This is a genomic window from Halorhabdus utahensis DSM 12940 (assembly GCF_000023945.1).
GTDB classification, from domain to species: domain Archaea; phylum Halobacteriota; class Halobacteria; order Halobacteriales; family Haloarculaceae; genus Halorhabdus; species Halorhabdus utahensis.
The window spans coordinates 21,043-38,553 of record NC_013158.1; the positions used below are offsets into that span (position 1 = coordinate 21,043).

The window sequence follows — 17,511 nt, forward strand, 5'->3', positions numbered from 1 at the left end:
ATAAAACCCCTCAGCGTTGAGGTTCTAGCTCTTTGGAGAGTGCCCATCATTATCTAGGGGACCGGCGTCTTCACCCGGCCAACCCCGGTGGTCGGCCGTGGGACGCGTCAGTACACAGTGATCACTATGAGACGGTCCACACTCGTTATCGCCATCGTCGTGCTCGCCGTTTTGCTGCCAATGTGGTTCGTGGCGTTACACGGCGAGCCGCCCGCAGAAGAGATCGCGATCGATCAGAGCGTCTCCGAGATGCACCCGCTGGAGAGTCTGATCGATACGCCGAACAAACTTTCGCCGAGCCAGGTCGGGGTGATCGTCTGGATCGCGCTGTTTGCCCTCGTCGGTGTCCTGGCCGGTGCCCATCGGTTCATGAATCGGGCAGTGCGACGGTCCGATCCGGGTGATTCCCCATCGGCCTCGGACGGGATGCTCCCCTGGCTGGAGACCGAAGACCGATGGATTGTCGCCTACGAGGACGCGCCTGATTCGATCGAGGGGCTGGTTGCGATGGCCGGCCTGACGATACTTTCGATCGTCTGTGCCGCGTTGTTCACTGGCGAGTATCTCACCCTGGCGCGCACCCAGTACTTCGGACTGTACGCGACCGGGCTGTTCCTGTCGCTGGCCACGCTTACGGTTGCCTATTACGCCTGGTTCATGCCCCACGTTGCGGTGGCTGAACGGAGGGGTCACGGTGAGTGACGAGTGCCCCTGCGACCACGACGGTGAGGCCTCCGGTCCCGTCCGACCCAGCCTCTTCGATGACGACCGGGCCGAACTCCAGCGGCGTGACATCGCCAAGCTCCTGGCGACTGCGGGCGGACTCACCGGCCTGGCCAGCCTCGCTGCACCGCTTGCCGGCCTTCAGCAGGTCTTTCAGCGTACCTATACGGGGCCGATCTACGGCGAGAGCATCCCGCTGGTCGACGGCGAGGGCAACCGGATCACGCCGGATCGCCTCGAGGAGGGCGAGCAACTGACGGTGTTCCCCGAGCCCCGACCGGGCATCGGGGACGCGCCGACGCTGCTCGTTCGCTTTCCCGAGACGGAGTACGGTGGTGGGACCGAACTCGCCTACACCGTCGATGGCTACGCCGCGTATTCGAAGATCTGTACGCACGCGGGCTGTACGGTGTCCGACCGGGAGGGGGAGACGCTCGTCTGTCCGTGTCACTACGGGAAGTTCGACCCCACGAACGGCGCCGCCGTCACGGGCGGGCCCCCGCCCCGGCCGCTTCCACAACTCCCGATCACGCTCGCGAGTGAGGGCCATCTGATCGCGACGGGCGACTTCGACGGCCACGTCGGCGCGGGGGGTGAGTGATGTCGCGAAGTCAGCGCGTCTACGCGTGGTTCGACGATCGTCTCGATCTGGACGAGGCCGAGCAGTTCATGGGGAAGGCCTTCCCGGCGGAGGACTCGTTCCTGCTCGGTGAGGTTGCGCTGTTCTCGTTCGTCATGCTCGTCCTCACCGGCATCTTCCTCGGGTTCTTCTATGAGCCCTCGACCACGGAGATGACCTACGAGGGCAGTGTCGCCCAGTTTCAGGGCGAGTCCTTGCCGGCGGCGTTCGGAAGCGTTCTCCAGCTGACCTACGACGTGCCCTTCGGCATGTTCATCCGCCGGTTCCACCACTGGGCGGCCCACCTGTTCGTCGCCTCGATCGGCCTGCATATGCTGCGGGTGTTCTTCCACGGGGCCTACCGCAACCCGCGTGAGATCAACTGGGTCGTCGGGACGACGCTCGCGATCCTCGCGATGGGTGCGGCATACACCGGCTACGCGCTGCCCTTCGACGAGTTCGCCTCGACGGCGACCGGGATCGGCTACAACATCGCCGGCTCGATCCCGATCCTCGGCGACCCGATCGCCGCCATCGTCTTCGGCGGGGACTTCCCTTCCAGCGCGACCATCCCCCGCCTCTATTTCCTGCACGTCTTTGTCATCCCCATCCTGATCGCCGGTGGCCTGGCGCTCCACATGGGACTGCTCGTCCGACAGAAACACACGGAGGCACAGCGGGAGGACGACGTCAAACCGGTCGATTCGGGAACCGCCGAAGCCGCCGCCGACCGCAACCGCGAGACCGTCGATCGTGAGGACGACAGCGTCGTCGTCGGGCTGCCGGCGTTCCCCAACCAGACGGCAGTCAGCGCCGTCGTCTTCTTCCTCACGCTGGCGACGCTGTCGGCGCTGGCAGGGTTCCTGCCCGTCCACAACATCGCCGAGTACGGCCCGAACAACCCTGCGGGCACGCCCGCGCTAATCATGCCCGACTGGTTTTTCATGTGGCTGTATGGGTTCCTGAAAGTCCTTCCGTCGTCGCTGGGCTTTCACCTCGGGCCGATCGAGATCAGCGCCGAGTTCCTCGGTGGGGTCGCCCTGCCGTCGCTGGTCTTCCTGGCCGTCTTCGCCTGGCCCTTTATCGACCGACGACGGGATAGCGTCCACTTCACGGCCGATCCCTTCGAGCGCCCAGTCCAGACCGGGGTCGGCGTCGCCGGCGTCGTCTTCGTCATGATCGCCTCGATCGCCGGCATGAACAACCTGCTGGCCGAGGCGCTGGGGACGACGACCGGGGCCGTCAATCTGCCACTGTTGCTCGCGATGATTGTCGGTCCGATCGCGGCCTTCGGGGTCGTCCATCGGGCGATCAGCCGCGAGCGGACGACGGCCGATACCGCGGCGCAACCGGACGGGGACGACAGGACTGAGCCACCGGAGGTGACCGACGATGAGTGAGCACCGGTCGGCACTGTCCGGACGGACGTACCGACGCCTGGATACGGCGAGTAAACTCGGCGGGCTGGCGCTGGTCGCTGGGGCCCTGGAAGTGGGACCGACGACTGCCGCCGGAGTCACGCTCGTCGTCATCGGAGCCACGTTCGCAACTACAACCGTCTTTATCGATAACTCATGAGTGATCCAACCCAATCCGACGACAGTACAGACGGCGTCTCACGTCGCGACTTCCTGCTGGGTGCCGGCGCGGCCGGCGTGGTCGGCGCGACCGGCCTGACCGTCGCCGATCGCGCCCTCGACGGGCTCGAAACCGTCGACGATCCGATCGGCAATTATCCCTACCGCGACTGGGAGGACTTCTACCGTGAGGAGTGGGACTGGGATTCGGTCGCCCGGTCGACGCACTCGGTCAACTGCACCGGCTCCTGTTCGTGGGACGTCTACGTCAAGAACGGCCAGGTCTGGCGCGAACAACAGGCCAACGACTACCCGACCTTCGACGAGAGTCTCCCCGATCCCAACCCCCGGGGCTGCCAGAAGGGGGCCTGTTACAACGACTACGTCGACGCCGAACAGCGTGTCCAGTACCCGATGCGTCGCACCGGCGAGCGCGGGGCCGGCGAGTGGGAGCGCATCTCCTGGGACGAGGCGCTGACCGAGATCGCCGAGCACGTCATCGAGGAGATCCAGAACGGCCGCTACGACGCGATTTCCGGGTTCACGCCGATCCCCGCGATGAGTCCCGTGAGCTTCGCCTCGGGGACGCGGCTGGTCAACCTGCTCGGCGGCGTCTCTCACTCCTTCTACGACTGGTATTCGGACCTCCCGCCGGGCCAGCCGATCACCTGGGGCCATCAGACCGACAACGCCGAGAGCGCCGACTGGCACAACGCCGAGTACATCATCGCGTGGGGGTCAAACATCAACGTCACGCGCATCCCCGACGCGAAGTACTTCCTCGACGCGGGCTACGAGGGCGCAAAGCGGGTCGGCGTCTTCTCCGATTACTCCCAGACCGCCATCCACACCGACGAGTGGATCGCGCCTGATCCCGGTACCGACACCGCGCTGGCGCTTGGGATGGCCCGCACCATCGTCGAGGAGGAGCTCTACGACGAGGCACACCTCAAGGAACAGTCCGACATGCCACTGCTCGTTCGGAACGATACGGGCAAGTTCCTCCGGGCGAGCGAGGTCCCCGGCCTCTCGGTTGCAGCCGACGAACCCGAGAAGGTCATGGTCATGCAGGACGGGGAGGGCAACCTGCGTGCTGCGCCGGGGTCGCTCGGTGAACGCGAGGCCAAGTACGACGACTCCTTGTCGATCGAACTCGATTTCGACCCGCAACTGGCCGTCGAGGACACCGTCGGGACGACCGACGGCGAGGTGGCCGTCACGTCGGTCTGGAACAACCTCCGGGAGGAACTGGCCAACTACACGCCCGAGTACGTCGCCGACGAGACCGGCGTCGGGAAGGAGACTCACCAGAAGATCGCCCGGGAGTTCGCCGACGTCGACCGCGGGAAGATCATCCACGGCAAGGGCGTCAACGACTGGTATCACAACGACCTGGGCAACCGTGCGATCCAGTTGCTCGTCACGTTGACGGGCCACATCGGGCGGAACGGCACCGGCGTCGACCACTACGTCGGCCAGGAGAAGATCTGGACGTTCAACGGCTGGAAGACCCTCTCGTTCCCGACCGGTTCCGTCCGGGGCGTCCCGACGACGTTGTGGACCTACTACCACGCGGGCATCCTGGAGAACACCGACGCGGAGACCCGCCGGAAGATCGAGGAGGCCGTCGAGAAGGACTGGATGCCCGTCTACCCCGAGGAGCGCGGGGACGGCACCCGACCCGATCCCTCGACGATGTTCGTCTGGCGGGGCAACTTCTTCAACCAGGCGAAGGGCAACGTCGCCGTCGAGGAGGTCCTCTGGGACAAACTCGACCTCGTCGTGGACATCAACTTCCGGCTGGACTCGACAGCGCTGTACGCCGACATCGTCCTGCCGGCCGCGAGCCACTACGAGAAACACGACCTCAACATGACGGACATGCACACCTACGTGCATCCGTTTACGCCCGCGGTCGAACCGCTGGGTGAGTCCAAGTCCGACTGGCAGATCTTCCGGGAACTCGCGGCGAAGATCCAGGAAATCGCCCGCGATCGGGACATCGACCCGATCGACGACCGGAAGTTCGACCGCCAGATCGACCTCCAGTCGGTCCACGACGACTACGTCCGGGACTGGGTGAGCGACGAAGACGGTGCCCTGGAAGAGGACCGGGCGGCCTGCGAGGCCATCCTCGAACACTCCACGGAGACCAATCCGGACGACGGCGGCGAGATCACCTTCGCCGACACCGTCGACCAGCCCCAGCGCTTCGAGGCCGCGGGCGACCACTGGACCTCCGACATCGAGGACGGCACGGCCTACGCGCCCTGGAAGGACTTCGTCCAGGACAAGGAGCCCTGGCCAACCCTGACGGGTCGCCAGCAGTACTACATCGATCACGACTGGTTCCTCGATGTCGACGAGCAACTCCCGACGCACAAGCGCCCGGTCGAGACCAACGATCAGAGCGAGTACCCCCTGCGGTACAACACGCCCCACGGTCGGTGGTCGATCCACTCGACGTGGCGCGACAGCGAAAAAATGTTGCAGTTGAACCGGGGTGAGCCGGTGGTCTTCATTCACCCCGAGGACGCAAAGCACCGCGGGATCGAGGACGGCGACACGGTCGAGATCTACAACGACCTGGCGACGATCGAGGCCAACGCCAAGCTCTACCCGGCCAGCGAACCCGGGACCGTCCGGCATTACTTCGCCTGGGAGCGCTACCAGTACCCCAGCCGGAACAACTTCAACTCGCTGATCCCGATGTACATGAAACCCACCCAGCTCGTCCAGTACCCCGAAGACTCGGGCGAGCACCTCCATTTCTTCCCGAACTTCTGGGGCCCGACCGGGGTCAACAGCGACGTCCGCTGTGATATTAGGCCGAAAGAAGGGGGTGACGACTGATGGCCCACGACGATGTCGACATCGCGGAGGGTGTCGACCACCAGGTCGCGATGGTGATGGACCTCAACAAGTGTATCGGGTGTCAGACCTGTACGGTCGCCTGCGAGACACTCTGGACCGAGCGGGAGGGCACCGAGTACATGTACTGGAACAACGTCGAGACCCGCCCCGGATCGGGCTATCCCCGCGACTGGGAGGAGAAAGGCGGCGGCTGGGAGTCCGCGGAGCACAACCAGCGCTCCGTCGGGGAGATTCCCTCCCAGCAGGATTACGGCGAGAACTGGGAATTCGATCACGAGGGCATCCTCAAGGAGGGCGAAGACAAGGCCCTCGAACCCGAGAACGTCGATCCCGAGTGGGGGCCCAACTGGGACGAGGACCAGGGTGCCGGCGAGCACCCCAACAACTACTACTTCTACATGCCCCGGATCTGCAACCACTGCACCCACCCCTCCTGTGTGGAGGCCTGCCCCCGCAAGGCCATTTACAAGCGTGAGGAAGACGGCATCGTTCTCGTCGATCAGGAGCGCTGTCGGGGCTACCGCTACTGCGTCGAGGGCTGTCCCTACAAGAAGGTCTACTACAACGCCGTCACGAAGCGCTCCGAGAAGTGCGTCTTCTGTTACCCGCGAATTGAGGGCGAAGGCCCCGACGACGAGGTCCACCCGCCGGCCTGCGCGGATCAGTGTACCACGCAACTCCGTCTGGTGGGCTATCTCGACGACCGGGACGGCCCGATCTACAAGCTCGTCGAGCAATACGAGGTCGCCCTGCCCCTGCATCCGGAGTACCAGACGACGCCGAACGTCTACTACATCCCGCCGTTCGCCCCGTCCCAGCATAGCGAGGACGGCGAGACCGTCGACGTGGATCGGATCCCGCGATCGTACCTCGAAGAGCTGTTCGGCGAGCAGGTCAACGATGCGCTGGACACGATCGAACGTGAACGCGCGAAGGTCGAACGCGGCGGTCACAGCGAACTGATGGAGATCCTTCAGGACAAGAATCCCGCCCAGCAGTACCGCCTAGAGGTGTTCGACGATGCGTGAGCGAAGCGAACCATCGTCGAGCTCGGGAAGCTCCGCTTCCCGGCGTTTGACGATGACTGACATCACCCACGGCAAGCGTCCGCTACTGGTCGCCGGCCTGCTCGCCGGGTTGCTCGTCGCGAGCGCCGCGCTCGCGCCGCTGATCGCCGATGCACGGCCAGCCCGGGAGATCCCCGTCGAGAACGTCGATCAGTCGCTTTCCGATCCCGGTGCCGAGGGCTGGAGTGACGTCCCGGCGGCGACGATCCCGCTGGCGAGTGCACCCAGTGGCGTCCCGAACGCCGACGACACGACAGTTCGGGAAGTCGAAGTGGCGGCGGCCACAACGGCCGAGCAGTTGTTCGTCAGGCTGCGATGGGCCGATCGGAGCGCCGATCGATCGGCAGGCACGCCACGCGCGTTCGCCGACATGGCGGCGATCCAGTTCCCCGTCAACGCGACGACTCAGCCCGCGATCGCGATGGGCAGCGCGAGCAACCTGGTGAATGTCTGGCAGTGGTCGGCCGCGGGCAACTCCCAGGAACTGCTTGCCGGCGGGCCCGGGACGACGACAGTTTTCGAGCAGCCCGAGATGAGCACTGCTGCGACCCGAAGCACAGTCGGGGACGGGGAGGGATGGAGCGTCGTGTTCGCCCGCGATTTGAACGCGACCGTCCAGAACCGAACGCAGCTGGCTGCTGATGCCGATATCAGCGTCGCCCTCGGGGTCTGGGACGGACAGAACAGCGAACGGGCCGGACAGAAGGCTGTCAGCGAGTGGTACTACTTCCCGTTCGGGCCCGAGGACGGCGGCGCGCCGTTCCAGACGATCCTCTGGGCCGTCGCCGCCGGCGCGATCGCACTCGTGATTGCGGTCACGGCACTCAGCGTCCGGCAGGCCCGTCAGGAGGGCGAGTCAGGATGACCGCGACAGATACCGGCGGGACGGACCAGCGTGACGCCCAGCTCAAGGCGGGAGACGTTGCAACTGATCCCGCCGCCCGTGGCGTTCTCTATCAGACGCTGGCTCGGGCCTTCGCGCATCCGACGGAAGCGTTCCATGCCGCACTGGGTGCGGGCCGAATCGGTAGCGGGATACGGGACGCTATCACCCAAACACGATTGGACGTCACCGTGCCGGACCTCTCCCCAGCGGAGGACTATCAGGATCTCAGCGCACGCTACAATCACGTGTTCGCCCTCGGGATGACTGCGACCACCGACCGGACGGACGGGTCAGTCGAGAAAGAAGGGCCGGCAGTCTCGCTGTACGAGTCGAGTCATCGGGACGATGCGACCTGGGAGACGATCAACGTTGACCTGGCACGGGCATACGAATACTACGATCTCTCGGTCGATACGGACGAACGCGATCACCACGACAACCTCGGTCTGCAACTGGAGTTCGCCGGCTACCTCGCCCGCCGGGAGGCGCTCGGCGAGGACGACGCCGCGGCCGCCCGCCGGGATCTCCTGGATCGGCATTTGACCGTCTTTACGTCGTCGCTACGTGAGGAACTGGTCGAGTTGGACACCGCCGGGGTCTATACCGAATTGGCGACGCTCCTGGAGCGCGTCGTCGCGGCCGACCACGCGGACCTCACGGACCGTCTCGGCGCTGTTCCGTCGGCGGATGAACGCGAGGTGAACTGGTGATGAGCGGACGTGTCGTGGCCGACGAGTTAGCCCGCATCCCGACGACTGCACGTGGTGTCGGCGAGATGGATCGCACGGTGCTTGCGGTGCCGGCCGTTCTCGTGGCGGCCGCGCTTTTCGTCAGCCGATTGGCGATCAATGCACGGTCTGGCAGTCCGATCGATCTGGTTGCCTTCCAGAAGTTGCTCGTCCCGCTCACGGCGCTTGCTTGCGCCGGATCGCTGCTCGCGGTCGCGATCAGTCACGGAGAGAGCTACGAGACAGTCGGATTGGCGTTCGTCGGCGTCTTCGGCGTGGCCGGGACGATCGCACGGCCGGCGTATCTTCCTACCATCGTGGCGATCATGGCGGGAACGGCTCTCGCGACAGGCGGTCGGTTGTTCAACGAGCCCATTCGTATCGGCCCGGTCGTGGTCGGCGGCCTTCTGATCAGTGGACTCGCAGTATCGCTAGCCGGGACGTTCGGGTTCGCGTCTGCCGCGACGCGTTCGCTGGGAACCCAGTTGACGCTCATCGGCGTCGCCGGCACGCCGATCTTTCTCGTGCGCGACCGGGCGGACTATCTCGTGGGTGCCCTCGGTACCGGGTTGCTGGTCGCCGTGGGCCTGATTGGACCGTTCGTGCTCGGTGCGACCGGCCTCGTCGCCGGTGGGATCGTCGGCGCTTCACTCCCGCTGATGGCACTCGCCGTCGGTGGACTGACGACGACAGCGAGTGCCGCGTTGCGAACGCACCAACACGCCGCTGCCCTGGGTGCGGGGCTCCTGTTGTTCGCCGGGATTCCAGCGACGCTTCCCCGTGCGCTGGCGTTCGTTCTCGCTGTCGTCTTGCTCGTCGAGACGACGACCGGAGGTGCCGGCGATGCCTGAGCGCGACGGCGATCACCGGTCACCGCAGGCCGACGATCTGGCCGAGAGGGAGGGCAACCATCCCGAAGTGACCACCAGCAGGGCGGACGTGACGTTGGGGCAGGCCAGCGAGGCCGACTTCGCGGCGGCAGACACCGATCCCGTGGCCGACGAGAGCGAGTGCGCGCTGCTCGACCGTCTCGACGCCGACGCGGCGACCGAGCGCCAGCGGGCGGCTCTGGCGCTTGCCGGGCGCGATCCGGGCGAGGCGGCGATCGATGCGCTCGCCGATCGCACGAGGGACGATCCCGAAGCCACTGTCCGTCAGTTCGCCGTCGAAGCGCTTGGCGAACTGGCCGAGTCGATGCCGGAAGCTGTAAGGTCGGCAACGGAGGATCCGGATCCCTGGGTTCGAGCGGAGGCGATCGTCGCGCTCGATCATCTGGATCGGGAGGGCCACGCCGACCGGATCGTCGACGCACTTGATGATGAGCACCACGCTGTCCGGCGGAACGCCGTCATCTCGCTGTGGAAGGGCCGCGGCGAGGACGTACTGCCGGAACTGCTCGGCCTGGTTGACGACGAGTCCGATCGCGTTCGGGAGTGGGTCGCGGAGCTCCTCGGTCGGATCGGCCATCCGGACGCCGAAGACGCCCTGACACAACTTCGGGCGGACGACGAATCGATCGTTGCCAAGACCGCTGCGAACGCACTCGATGGGGGCGATTCGATACCGGGACCGCCCGGCGGAACCGCCCCGGACGGGACTGATCCATCGGGAACCCGCGACCGATCACCACAGCTGTGAGCCGATCTGCGGAACACGGGTTACCACCACGGAGCAATGACAACCGACACCATTTCAGCCGAAGTCAGGCGATCGATCGAGACGCTCACTCCCGAGGGAGCGGGGACGCCGGTCGAGTTGCTGTTCGTCGGTGAGGGGGCCGTGTGGCTGGTCGTCGATCCCGACCGGATCGAGAGTCACGAGGCGATGATCGACGTGTTTCGAGCCGTCGAAGACGTGCCCGGCGTCGAGACGCTCTACGTCGAACGGAGTGACGTCAGTCGGTTCGAGGACGAGTCGCTTCCCTAGCGTCAATTCAGGTCGAACGTGTTCGGGACGGTCGACTTGGACAGCGAGGCGTACAGGGTACTATGGATCGCCACAGCACTCGTACCGTCGCTGTGTATCGACTCTCACGGGTCGGCCAACCGGGGGGAGAGAAACGTGCGGCCCACTGACATCGACCCGAGTGAACGCCCGATCGTCCTCATCTGGGAGCTCACCCAGGCGTGTGATCTAGCCTGCAAACACTGCCGTGCCGAGGCCGAAGACCGCCGTCACCCCGACGAACTCACGACGGCAGAGGGCAAGCAGTTGCTCGCTGACGCGACCGAGTTTGGCGATGAACAGCTGGTCGTCCTCTCGGGGGGTGATCCGCTCTACCGGGACGACGTGACGGAACTCGTCGAGTACGGCACCGACCAGGGCCTTCGAATGACGCTGACGCCGAGCGGCACGGCCTCGCTGACGTCAGAACGCATCGAGGCGCTCGCCAGCGCTGGTCTCCGGCGCATGGCAGTCAGCCTGGACGGCCCGGATGCCGAATCACACGACGGGTTCCGCCAGGAAGCGGGGAGTTTCGAGCAGACGATCGCCGCTGCACGGACCGCTCGCGAGAAGGGCCTCCCACTGCAGGTCAACACGACGGTCTGCGGGGAGACGGTTGAGGACCTGCCGGCGATCCGCGATCTGGTAGCTGATCTGGGCGCGGTGCTGTGGTCGGTGTTCTTTCTCGTCCCGATCGGCCGCGGGACGGTGCTCGATCCGATCTCGCCCGAGCGGGCTGAGGACGTCATGGCGTGGCTCGCGGAGGTCCAGCGAGACGCTGACTTCGGGATCAAGACGACCGAAGCGCCGCACTACCGACGTGTCGCGCTCCAACGACGGCAAGATGGAGCAGGTGGTCGCCCGCCCATGGGGCAGCAGCGTCACTCATCAAGCGGGGACCGGTCGACGGGAATCACCGCCGGCAACGGCTTCGCGTTCGTCAGTCACACCGGCGAGGTGTTCCCGTCAGGCTTCCTCCCGCAGTCAGCCGGCAACGTCCGCGAGACGAGTGTCGTCGACATCTACCGCAACGGGGACCTCTTCGAGCGACTGCGGGATCCTGATGAACTCTCCGGGAAGTGTGGGGCCTGTGAGTTCCGATTCGTCTGTGGTGGCAGTCGCTCGCGAGCGTTCGCGACTACGGGCGATCCGATGGCGAGCGATCCACTCTGTGCGTACGTTCCAGAGGGCTACGACGGTGCGCTCCCCGATGGAGCTCCGGAAACCGCGGACTGAGGAACAGCGACGACATTGGTGTGTGCCCGCTTAAAACTGCCCCGTGGTACGTCACTTCTTCGGCAACGTCGCGACGAATTTGCCCTCGCCCTGACACGCTACCTCGTAGTTGTCCGCGTCGAAGGCGTCGACTTCGGCCTGGAATTCATAAAACAGCGGTTTGGGTTCGTGGTCGTTGATGATTTCCAGTGCTTCACCGTGTTCTAAGTCCTCGAAAGCGTCGTGAATTTTCGGATGGCGCTCCGGCGGCGGCACGTCCCTGAGATCTAGCGTGGTTGCTGGCATACAGGCGTCTTCTGGGATGTGGCCGTGAAGCGATTCCCCCGAACATATTCCGCCGGTCGTCATCCGACGACCTTGACCGGGTCGCCGACCGCGATCTCCGATTCCCTGTCGGACTTTGGAATCGACGCGATGAGCATCAGCGTATAATAGTGATCGAACGCGTCTTCGTCGGCCCAGTCGGGGAAGGTCTGCTCGCGCATTTCGACGAACCGTTCGCGGAACGCGGGGGTCGGCTCGCCGGTGTCGGGATCGCGCTCGGGAACGACACATCTCCCGCACGGCGTCACGCCGTCGAATCGGACGCCGCCCGCCTCGAAAATGGGGGCCTCGTCGCCGACGAAGCGATCCTCCCAGAACGCGGGCACGCCGGAAACTTCGACGTTGGCCCGGAGTCTGCGGCGCACACTCTCGACTGTCAACTCGTCGAACCACGACGCGACTGCCTCTAGGGTCGCCGTGGAGACGACCGACGGCCCCATGTCCCGGCGGTCGACGAATCCCAGGGACTCGTCCCGGCGTAGCGTCAGGTCGGCCTCGAAAAACTCGCCGAACCACGACTCCGCCTGCCGACGATCATCCTCCACGTCGAGGTCGAACTCTCGTTGGTCGCCGGCAGGGGTTTCGACCGTCAATACACCGGTCGCCGTCTCGAAATCGGTCATCAACTCGTGGATTCGATCGGTCCGCTTGCCGTTGAAGACCTCGCCGTCGGCGTCAAACAGTGCATACTCCCGGTCGTGTTCGAGCGTCCCTCCTTTGAGAACGCGAGCGGTTTCGACATCGATCCCGTCGAGTCCCTTGACCGGGAATACGCGGAGTCGCTCGATCCGTGCCATCGCTTTTTTCTTGGAACGATCCGGGGAAAATCTTGGCGTCCTCGACGTTCAGGCGTGCCGGATCTCGACGTGGTACTTCTGTGGACCGACCTGTTCGGTCTCATGGGTGAATCCGCGGGCTTGAAGAACGTCGTACAGCGGTTCGGGTTCAAAGCTATTGATCAGCAGGAACGATCCATCTTCTGAGAGCGTTGCCAGACCGTCCATGATTGCCTCGAAAGGCTCGCCGTCGATCTCTCGGGCGTCGAGCGTTGCCTCGTGAGCCTCTGCGTGTTGCTCCATGGGGTTCCTTGTGGGTTCCCCGGTATTCGTTCTCTCCCGAACTTGTTCGCCTCTTCTCCCGTTCTGGAGTTGACGTACCCAGTGGTGTCACACGACCAGGTCTCGCGCTGGTATCCGACGCCCCACGGTACGAACATGTTCTGCTCAATTCCTTTCGATGGCCGTCGACGACGTTTGATAGAGGCACAGACCGATGTCATCTATCCCGGTCGCCACACGACGGCGCGTTCTCCAGGCCCTCGGAGTCGGCGGCGCCGCGGCCCTCGCCGGCTGTGGTGCGTCGAGCGACACCGACGACCAGCCTGCCGAGAATACGTCACCCACCGAACCTCACATGAACGATCCCCAGATGACAGACGTCGACCGTATCGCCGCCGATCCGACCGACGTCCCTGATCCGATCGACCGGTCCTCGCCGGCGACAGTCAACGTCGAACTCGAGACGCGCGAACTCGTCGCCGAGGTCGAACCGGGCGTCACCTACACCTACATGACCTTCGACAATCAGGTTCCGGGGCCACTGATCCGGGTCCGCAAAGGTGACACGGTGAATATGACGGTCACCAGCCACGAGGACAACACGATGCCCCACAACATCGACCTCCACGCGGTCAGGGGGCCAGGTGGCGGGGCCGAGGCGTCGATGGTCGCCCCCGGCGAAACCGAGACCTTCCAGTTCAAGGCGACCTACCCCGGCGCATTCATCTATCACTGTGCCGTCCCGAACTTGGACTATCACATCGCCTCGGGGATGTACGGTCTCATTCTCGTCGAACCCGAGGACGGGCTTCCCGAGGTCGATCACGAACTCTACTTCGGCCAGAACGAACTCTATACCACGGGCGACGTATCCCAGGATGGCCACCACGACTTCGACATGGATGCGATGACGGCCGAAGAGCCGACGTACGTGCTCATGAACGGTGAGAGTCGCGCTATTACGGAAAATCGGTATGGCCCGGTAACCGTCGACGTCGGCGACACCGCCCGCGTGTACTTCGTCAACGGTGGTCCAAACCTCACGTCGAGTTTCCACCCGATCGGGTGTGTCTGGGACGAAGTCCATCCCCAGGGTGGGATCGGGGGGCCGCCCCATCGAAACATCCAGACGACGCCCGTCATGCCCGGCTCGGCGACCATCGCGACGATGCACTTCGAGGTCCCCGGCCCGGTGAAACTCGTCGATCACGCCCTCTCGCGGGTCGCCCGGAAAGGGCTCCTGGCCGTCGTCGAAGCCGAGGGCGACGCCCGTCCTGATCTCTTTGATCCCGATCCGGACTGACGCTCGCCCCGGCGGGTCGATCCCGTTCCGTCCCGTTCGGCCGATTCACTCACTCGCCAGTCGGTCGCGCAGTGTCCGGACACCGGCTTTCTCGAGCCTATCCGCCGCGGCAACGATCTCGACGCGCTCTGTTCCGAGTGACACGAACGTCACGTCCAGGTCCGCAGCGGTTTCCGCCAGTGTGACCCCAGCGTCGGCGTCCCCGGCAACCACCCGCCGCGCGGGGCTCTCGAACGATCGCGTCTCGATCGTCCGGAGCGAACGCTGGAGCGTGGCTTGCGCCTCATCACGAGAATTCGCGAGTTCGTCGATCGCCGCGTCGAAACTCCCAGCGAGTCCCCACTGGGAATCGACCGTCGCCACGAGGAGATCGCCGTCGATCAGGTCATCGAGACCGGTCACGTCGTCCGGATTGCCGGTGGGAACGGCCAGCCCCCACTCGCGCTCCCAGGAATCAAGAACCACGCTCTCTGCCGGGGCTTCGATGGGACCGGCGATCACGGCCACATCCGTGACGCCGTCTTCGAGCAGGCGGACTCCCGTTCGCGATCCCTCAGCGAGATACCGAGGCCGGTCAAGCTGATCCAGTAGGTCCCAGAGGTGGGAATCGCCCTCGCCAGCCCCGAGCAACGATGGGATCGCGGCGTCAGCCGAGAACAACTCGACAGTGACGGACTCGTCCGGATCGAGATATGCCGTTTGCGCGTCGACATCGACCACGCCGTCGGCGTCGACCAGCGTGGTGGTCGCGCCGCTGCCCTTGTCGACGGGATACGCGAGCGTCCGTCCGTCCCCATCTTCGACGAGGGCGACCGGGAGAAAGCGCCGTCGTCCTTCCTCGAAGCGTGCGCGAGTTGCCATGTCGGCCTCGACGGTCGCCGTCCGGCGCTCAGGGAGTCCGGCGGCCGCGCGGATCGCCGGCGCGACGAACACCCGGAATATCGTGAGCGCGGACACCGGATACCCCGGAAGCCCGATGTACGCCGCGTCCTCGAACTGCCCGACGATCGTCGGCTTCCCCGGCTTGACTGCTGTGCCGTGAAGCAGCAACTCCCCACGCTGCTCGATCACCCGATAGATGACGTCCATCGTACTCGCGCTCGTCGATCCCGAGGAGAGCACGAGGTCACACTCGTTTGCTGCCTGGGTGAGTGTATTCGCGATCGACCCCTCGTCGTCGCCGACGTGTGGATACACCCGGGAGCGCCCGCCCGCTTCTTCGACTGCTGCGGCGATCGTGTAGCTGTTGACGTCGTGGATCTGTCCGGGGGCGCTGTCGAGAGTATCGTCGGGCCGGACGAGTTCGTCACCGGTCGAGATGATGCCGACGGTCGGGGGCTTGCGAACCGTAACTGCGTCACAGCCGATCGCCGACAGCAGCCCGATCTCACGGGGCGTCAGTCGCGTTTTCGGGCCGAGGACGCGCCGGCCGGCCGCCACGTCGGCCCCTGCCGGCATGACGTTCTCGCCGGGCGTCACCGCATCCCGGATTGCCACCGAGCCGTCGCGCTCGCTCGTCGCCTCGACCACGACGACTGCGTCCGCGCCCGGCGGCAGGACCGCACCGGTCGAGATCTCGATCGCCTCGCCCGCCTCGATCGATTCTGTCGGGTTCTCTCCCGCATGGAGCGTCCCAACTGTCTCAAGATCGACGGGGGACGCCTCGCCCGCGTCGACGGTGTCACCGGCTTTGACCGCGTAGCCGTCCATCGCTGCACGGTCGAAGCCTGGCACGTCAATTTCGGCCGTGATCCGCTCGGCGAGCACTCGCCCACGGGCATTTTCAAGGCTGGCTCGTTCCGTCCCGGCTTCGAGTTCGAGACTGTCGATCGTCGCGGCCAGTTCTTCGCCCGAAGCCAGATCACGGAATTCCCGTCGATCAGTCACGGCGACCACTCCCAGTCCTCGACGCTGACCGTCGCTCCGGCCTCGATTCCCTCCTGTGATTCCGGGACGACGACCCACCCATCCGCCGCCGAGACGCTCGACAGCACGCCGGCCCCACCGGACCGGATCGGTTCGACACCCTCGGCGACGTGGCGAACGCGAACGTAGCTGCGGACGCCCGGTTCGCTGGCGATCTTGCGTGTCAGTTCGCCCGCTGTGGTCGGCGGCGCTTCGGGCTCCCGGTTTCCGGCCCACGCGACGGCCGGATACAGCAACTGGACGGCGTTGACGAGCGCGGAGACCGGATAACCGGGCAGCATGAGCACCGGCGTCGCCTCGACCCTGCCAAAGCCGACCGGATGGCCGGGTTTGTGCGCAACGCCGTGGACGGCCACGTCTCCGAGATCCTCGACGACCTCCGGCAGGAGATCACGTTCGCCGACCGAGGAGCCGCCGGTCGTGACGATCACGTCGGCGTCGAGGTCGCGCTCGATCGCGTCGGCGAGGGCTTGTTGATCGTCAGTGACGATATCTCGGTACCGCGGATCGCCGCCCCACCGTTCGACCAACCGTATGACGACGAGCCCGTTGGTCTCGACGATCTCGCCCGGTCCGGGATCGGATTCGACCACTTCTTCCCCCGTCGGAATGACGGCGATCTCGGGAGGCTGGTAGGCCGTCACCCCTTCGATCCCGGTCGCCTTCAGAAGCCCGAGGTCCGACGGCCGAAGGCGGTCACCGGGCTCGAACAGCGTCGCGTCGGCGGCGACGTCTTCACCGGTTGGCGCGACGTTCTCGCCGGGCGCGACGGCCGTCTCGACGGCGAGTCCGTCATTTCGTTCGGTAACATCCTCGACGCGCACGACGGCGTCGGCATGCTCTGGTAGCTCGCTGCCCGTATGCACTCCCACGGCTCGGCCAGGCCCCATGTTCTCGGCTCTTTCGAGTCGTGCCGGTGCGCGTTCGCTCGCTCCCACCGTCTCCTCGGCGTTGACGGCGAATCCATCCATCGCGGCCCGATCGTAGTGTGGCACTGCCCGTTCTGGCGTTACCTGTTCGGCGATCACGCGCCCGACTGCCGCTTCGGTCGCAATTTGCTCGGTTCGGTCGACCCCGGTGACGACTGACCGCAGTTGTTCGCGTGCCGCGGTGACGGGCGTCTGTCGCTTGAAGCCCGCCTCGTGTCGGTCACTGCTCACCCGGATCCCTCCCGACGATGTCTGTCATATGGCGTTGTGAAGTACCACTGGGGTAAGAAGGCTCGGCTGGTCGACCACTCGGGCCA

Annotated in this window: 18 protein-coding genes; 13 read left to right on the top strand and 5 right to left on the bottom strand. The window is 65.3% G+C overall.

Features of this window, described 5'->3' with window-relative positions:
* The first annotated feature begins 126 nt into the window (after window positions 1-126).
* The 12 genes from HUTA_RS00100 (at window position 127) to HUTA_RS00155 (ending at window position 11,654) form a co-directional block, all read left to right on the top strand.
* Complete coding sequence (locus HUTA_RS00100; RefSeq protein WP_012795086.1) at window positions 127-702, top strand: hypothetical protein; 576 nt, start codon at window positions 127-129, stop codon at window positions 700-702.
* Window positions 695-1,324: a QcrA and Rieske domain-containing protein gene (locus HUTA_RS00105; RefSeq protein ID WP_012795087.1), complete on the top strand. Its 630-nt coding sequence runs from the start codon at window positions 695-697 to the stop codon at window positions 1,322-1,324. Before HUTA_RS00100 ends, HUTA_RS00105 begins: the two co-directional genes overlap by 8 nt.
* Window positions 1,324-2,742, top strand: coding sequence for a cytochrome b (locus HUTA_RS00110; protein ID WP_012795088.1), 1,419 nt, complete (start codon window positions 1,324-1,326; stop codon window positions 2,740-2,742). Before HUTA_RS00105 ends, HUTA_RS00110 begins: the two co-directional genes overlap by 1 nt.
* Window positions 2,735-2,920, top strand: coding sequence for a hypothetical protein (locus HUTA_RS00115; protein WP_012795089.1), 186 nt, complete (start codon window positions 2,735-2,737; stop codon window positions 2,918-2,920). Before HUTA_RS00110 ends, HUTA_RS00115 begins: the two co-directional genes overlap by 8 nt.
* Entirely contained in the window at window positions 2,917-5,772 is a 2,856-nt protein-coding gene (locus HUTA_RS00120) for a nitrate reductase subunit alpha (RefSeq protein WP_012795090.1), read from the top strand. The genes HUTA_RS00115 and HUTA_RS00120 overlap by 4 nt, the downstream gene beginning before the upstream one ends.
* Window positions 5,772-6,821, top strand: coding sequence for a nitrate reductase subunit beta (gene narH / locus HUTA_RS00125; RefSeq protein WP_012795091.1), 1,050 nt, complete (start codon window positions 5,772-5,774; stop codon window positions 6,819-6,821). The genes HUTA_RS00120 and narH overlap by 1 nt, the downstream gene beginning before the upstream one ends.
* 52 nt (window positions 6,822-6,873) lie before the next feature.
* Entirely contained in the window at window positions 6,874-7,725 is an 852-nt protein-coding gene (locus HUTA_RS00130; protein WP_012795092.1) for an ethylbenzene dehydrogenase-related protein, read from the top strand.
* Window positions 7,722-8,456, top strand: a complete 735-nt coding sequence (locus tag HUTA_RS00135; protein ID WP_012795093.1) for a molecular chaperone TorD family protein — start codon at window positions 7,722-7,724, stop codon at window positions 8,454-8,456. The genes HUTA_RS00130 and HUTA_RS00135 overlap by 4 nt, the downstream gene beginning before the upstream one ends.
* Complete coding sequence (locus HUTA_RS00140; RefSeq protein WP_012795094.1) at window positions 8,456-9,325, top strand: hypothetical protein; 870 nt, start codon at window positions 8,456-8,458, stop codon at window positions 9,323-9,325. The genes HUTA_RS00135 and HUTA_RS00140 overlap by 1 nt, the downstream gene beginning before the upstream one ends.
* The gene (locus tag HUTA_RS00145; protein WP_012795095.1) at window positions 9,318-10,112 is read left to right on the top strand and encodes a HEAT repeat domain-containing protein; all 795 of its coding nucleotides are present in this window, start codon (window positions 9,318-9,320) and stop codon (window positions 10,110-10,112) included. Before HUTA_RS00140 ends, HUTA_RS00145 begins: the two co-directional genes overlap by 8 nt.
* Window positions 10,113-10,148: 36 nt before the next feature.
* Entirely contained in the window at window positions 10,149-10,400 is a 252-nt protein-coding gene (locus HUTA_RS00150; protein ID WP_012795096.1) for a hypothetical protein, read from the top strand.
* A gap of 135 nt (window positions 10,401-10,535) precedes the next feature.
* Window positions 10,536-11,654, top strand: coding sequence for a TIGR04053 family radical SAM/SPASM domain-containing protein (locus tag HUTA_RS00155; protein ID WP_012795097.1), 1,119 nt, complete (start codon window positions 10,536-10,538; stop codon window positions 11,652-11,654).
* Window positions 11,655-11,705: 51 nt separating this feature from the next.
* On the opposite strand, the gene HUTA_RS00160 is transcribed toward HUTA_RS00155, so the two are convergent.
* Genes HUTA_RS00160 through HUTA_RS00170 form a run of 3 tightly spaced genes read right to left on the bottom strand, consistent with a single transcriptional unit; the run spans window position 11,706 to window position 13,057 of the window.
* On the bottom strand, window positions 11,706-11,939 hold the full coding sequence (locus tag HUTA_RS00160) for a DUF2249 domain-containing protein (protein WP_049941380.1): 234 nt from the start codon (window positions 11,937-11,939) through the stop codon (window positions 11,706-11,708).
* A 59-nt stretch (window positions 11,940-11,998) separates the two neighbouring features.
* Complete coding sequence (locus HUTA_RS00165; RefSeq protein ID WP_012795099.1) at window positions 11,999-12,775, bottom strand: MOSC domain-containing protein; 777 nt, start codon at window positions 12,773-12,775, stop codon at window positions 11,999-12,001.
* A gap of 48 nt (window positions 12,776-12,823) precedes the next feature.
* Window positions 12,824-13,057, bottom strand: a complete 234-nt coding sequence (locus HUTA_RS00170; RefSeq protein ID WP_012795100.1) for a DUF2249 domain-containing protein — start codon at window positions 13,055-13,057, stop codon at window positions 12,824-12,826.
* 193 nt (window positions 13,058-13,250) lie between these two features.
* On the opposite strand from HUTA_RS00170, the gene nirK reads away from it, so the two are divergent.
* A complete protein-coding gene (gene nirK / locus HUTA_RS00175) occupies window positions 13,251-14,339 on the top strand; it encodes a copper-containing nitrite reductase (RefSeq protein ID WP_012795101.1) in 1,089 nt (362 codons plus the stop codon).
* A gap of 45 nt (window positions 14,340-14,384) precedes the next feature.
* Here nirK and HUTA_RS00180 read toward each other — a convergent pair whose 3' ends face one another.
* Window positions 14,385-16,226, bottom strand: a complete 1,842-nt coding sequence (locus tag HUTA_RS00180; RefSeq protein WP_012795102.1) for a molybdopterin biosynthesis protein — start codon at window positions 16,224-16,226, stop codon at window positions 14,385-14,387.
* On the bottom strand, window positions 16,223-17,425 hold the full coding sequence (locus tag HUTA_RS00185; RefSeq protein ID WP_012795103.1) for a molybdopterin molybdotransferase MoeA: 1,203 nt from the start codon (window positions 17,423-17,425) through the stop codon (window positions 16,223-16,225). The genes HUTA_RS00180 and HUTA_RS00185 overlap by 4 nt, the downstream gene beginning before the upstream one ends.
* Window positions 17,426-17,511 lie beyond the last annotated feature (86 nt).

Coding starts and splice junctions, on each gene's coding strand:
- HUTA_RS00100 (WP_012795086.1), top strand. CDS start 127: ATGAGACGGTCCACACTCGTTATCGCCATCGTCGTGCTCGCCGTTTTG.
- HUTA_RS00110 (WP_012795088.1), top strand. CDS start 1,324: ATGTCGCGAAGTCAGCGCGTCTACGCGTGGTTCGACGATCGTCTCGAT.
- HUTA_RS00115 (WP_012795089.1), top strand. CDS start 2,735: ATGAGTGAGCACCGGTCGGCACTGTCCGGACGGACGTACCGACGCCTG.
- HUTA_RS00120 (WP_012795090.1), top strand. CDS start 2,917: ATGAGTGATCCAACCCAATCCGACGACAGTACAGACGGCGTCTCACGT.
- narH (WP_012795091.1), top strand. CDS start 5,772: ATGGCCCACGACGATGTCGACATCGCGGAGGGTGTCGACCACCAGGTC.
- HUTA_RS00130 (WP_012795092.1), top strand. CDS start 6,874: ATGACTGACATCACCCACGGCAAGCGTCCGCTACTGGTCGCCGGCCTG.
- HUTA_RS00135 (WP_012795093.1), top strand. CDS start 7,722: ATGACCGCGACAGATACCGGCGGGACGGACCAGCGTGACGCCCAGCTC.
- HUTA_RS00140 (WP_012795094.1), top strand. CDS start 8,456: ATGAGCGGACGTGTCGTGGCCGACGAGTTAGCCCGCATCCCGACGACT.
- HUTA_RS00145 (WP_012795095.1), top strand. CDS start 9,318: ATGCCTGAGCGCGACGGCGATCACCGGTCACCGCAGGCCGACGATCTG.
- HUTA_RS00150 (WP_012795096.1), top strand. CDS start 10,149: ATGACAACCGACACCATTTCAGCCGAAGTCAGGCGATCGATCGAGACG.
- HUTA_RS00160 (WP_049941380.1), bottom strand. CDS start 11,939: ATGCCAGCAACCACGCTAGATCTCAGGGACGTGCCGCCGCCGGAGCGC.
- HUTA_RS00165 (WP_012795099.1), bottom strand. CDS start 12,775: ATGGCACGGATCGAGCGACTCCGCGTATTCCCGGTCAAGGGACTCGAC.
- HUTA_RS00170 (WP_012795100.1), bottom strand. CDS start 13,057: ATGGAGCAACACGCAGAGGCTCACGAGGCAACGCTCGACGCCCGAGAG.
- nirK (WP_012795101.1), top strand. CDS start 13,251: ATGTCATCTATCCCGGTCGCCACACGACGGCGCGTTCTCCAGGCCCTC.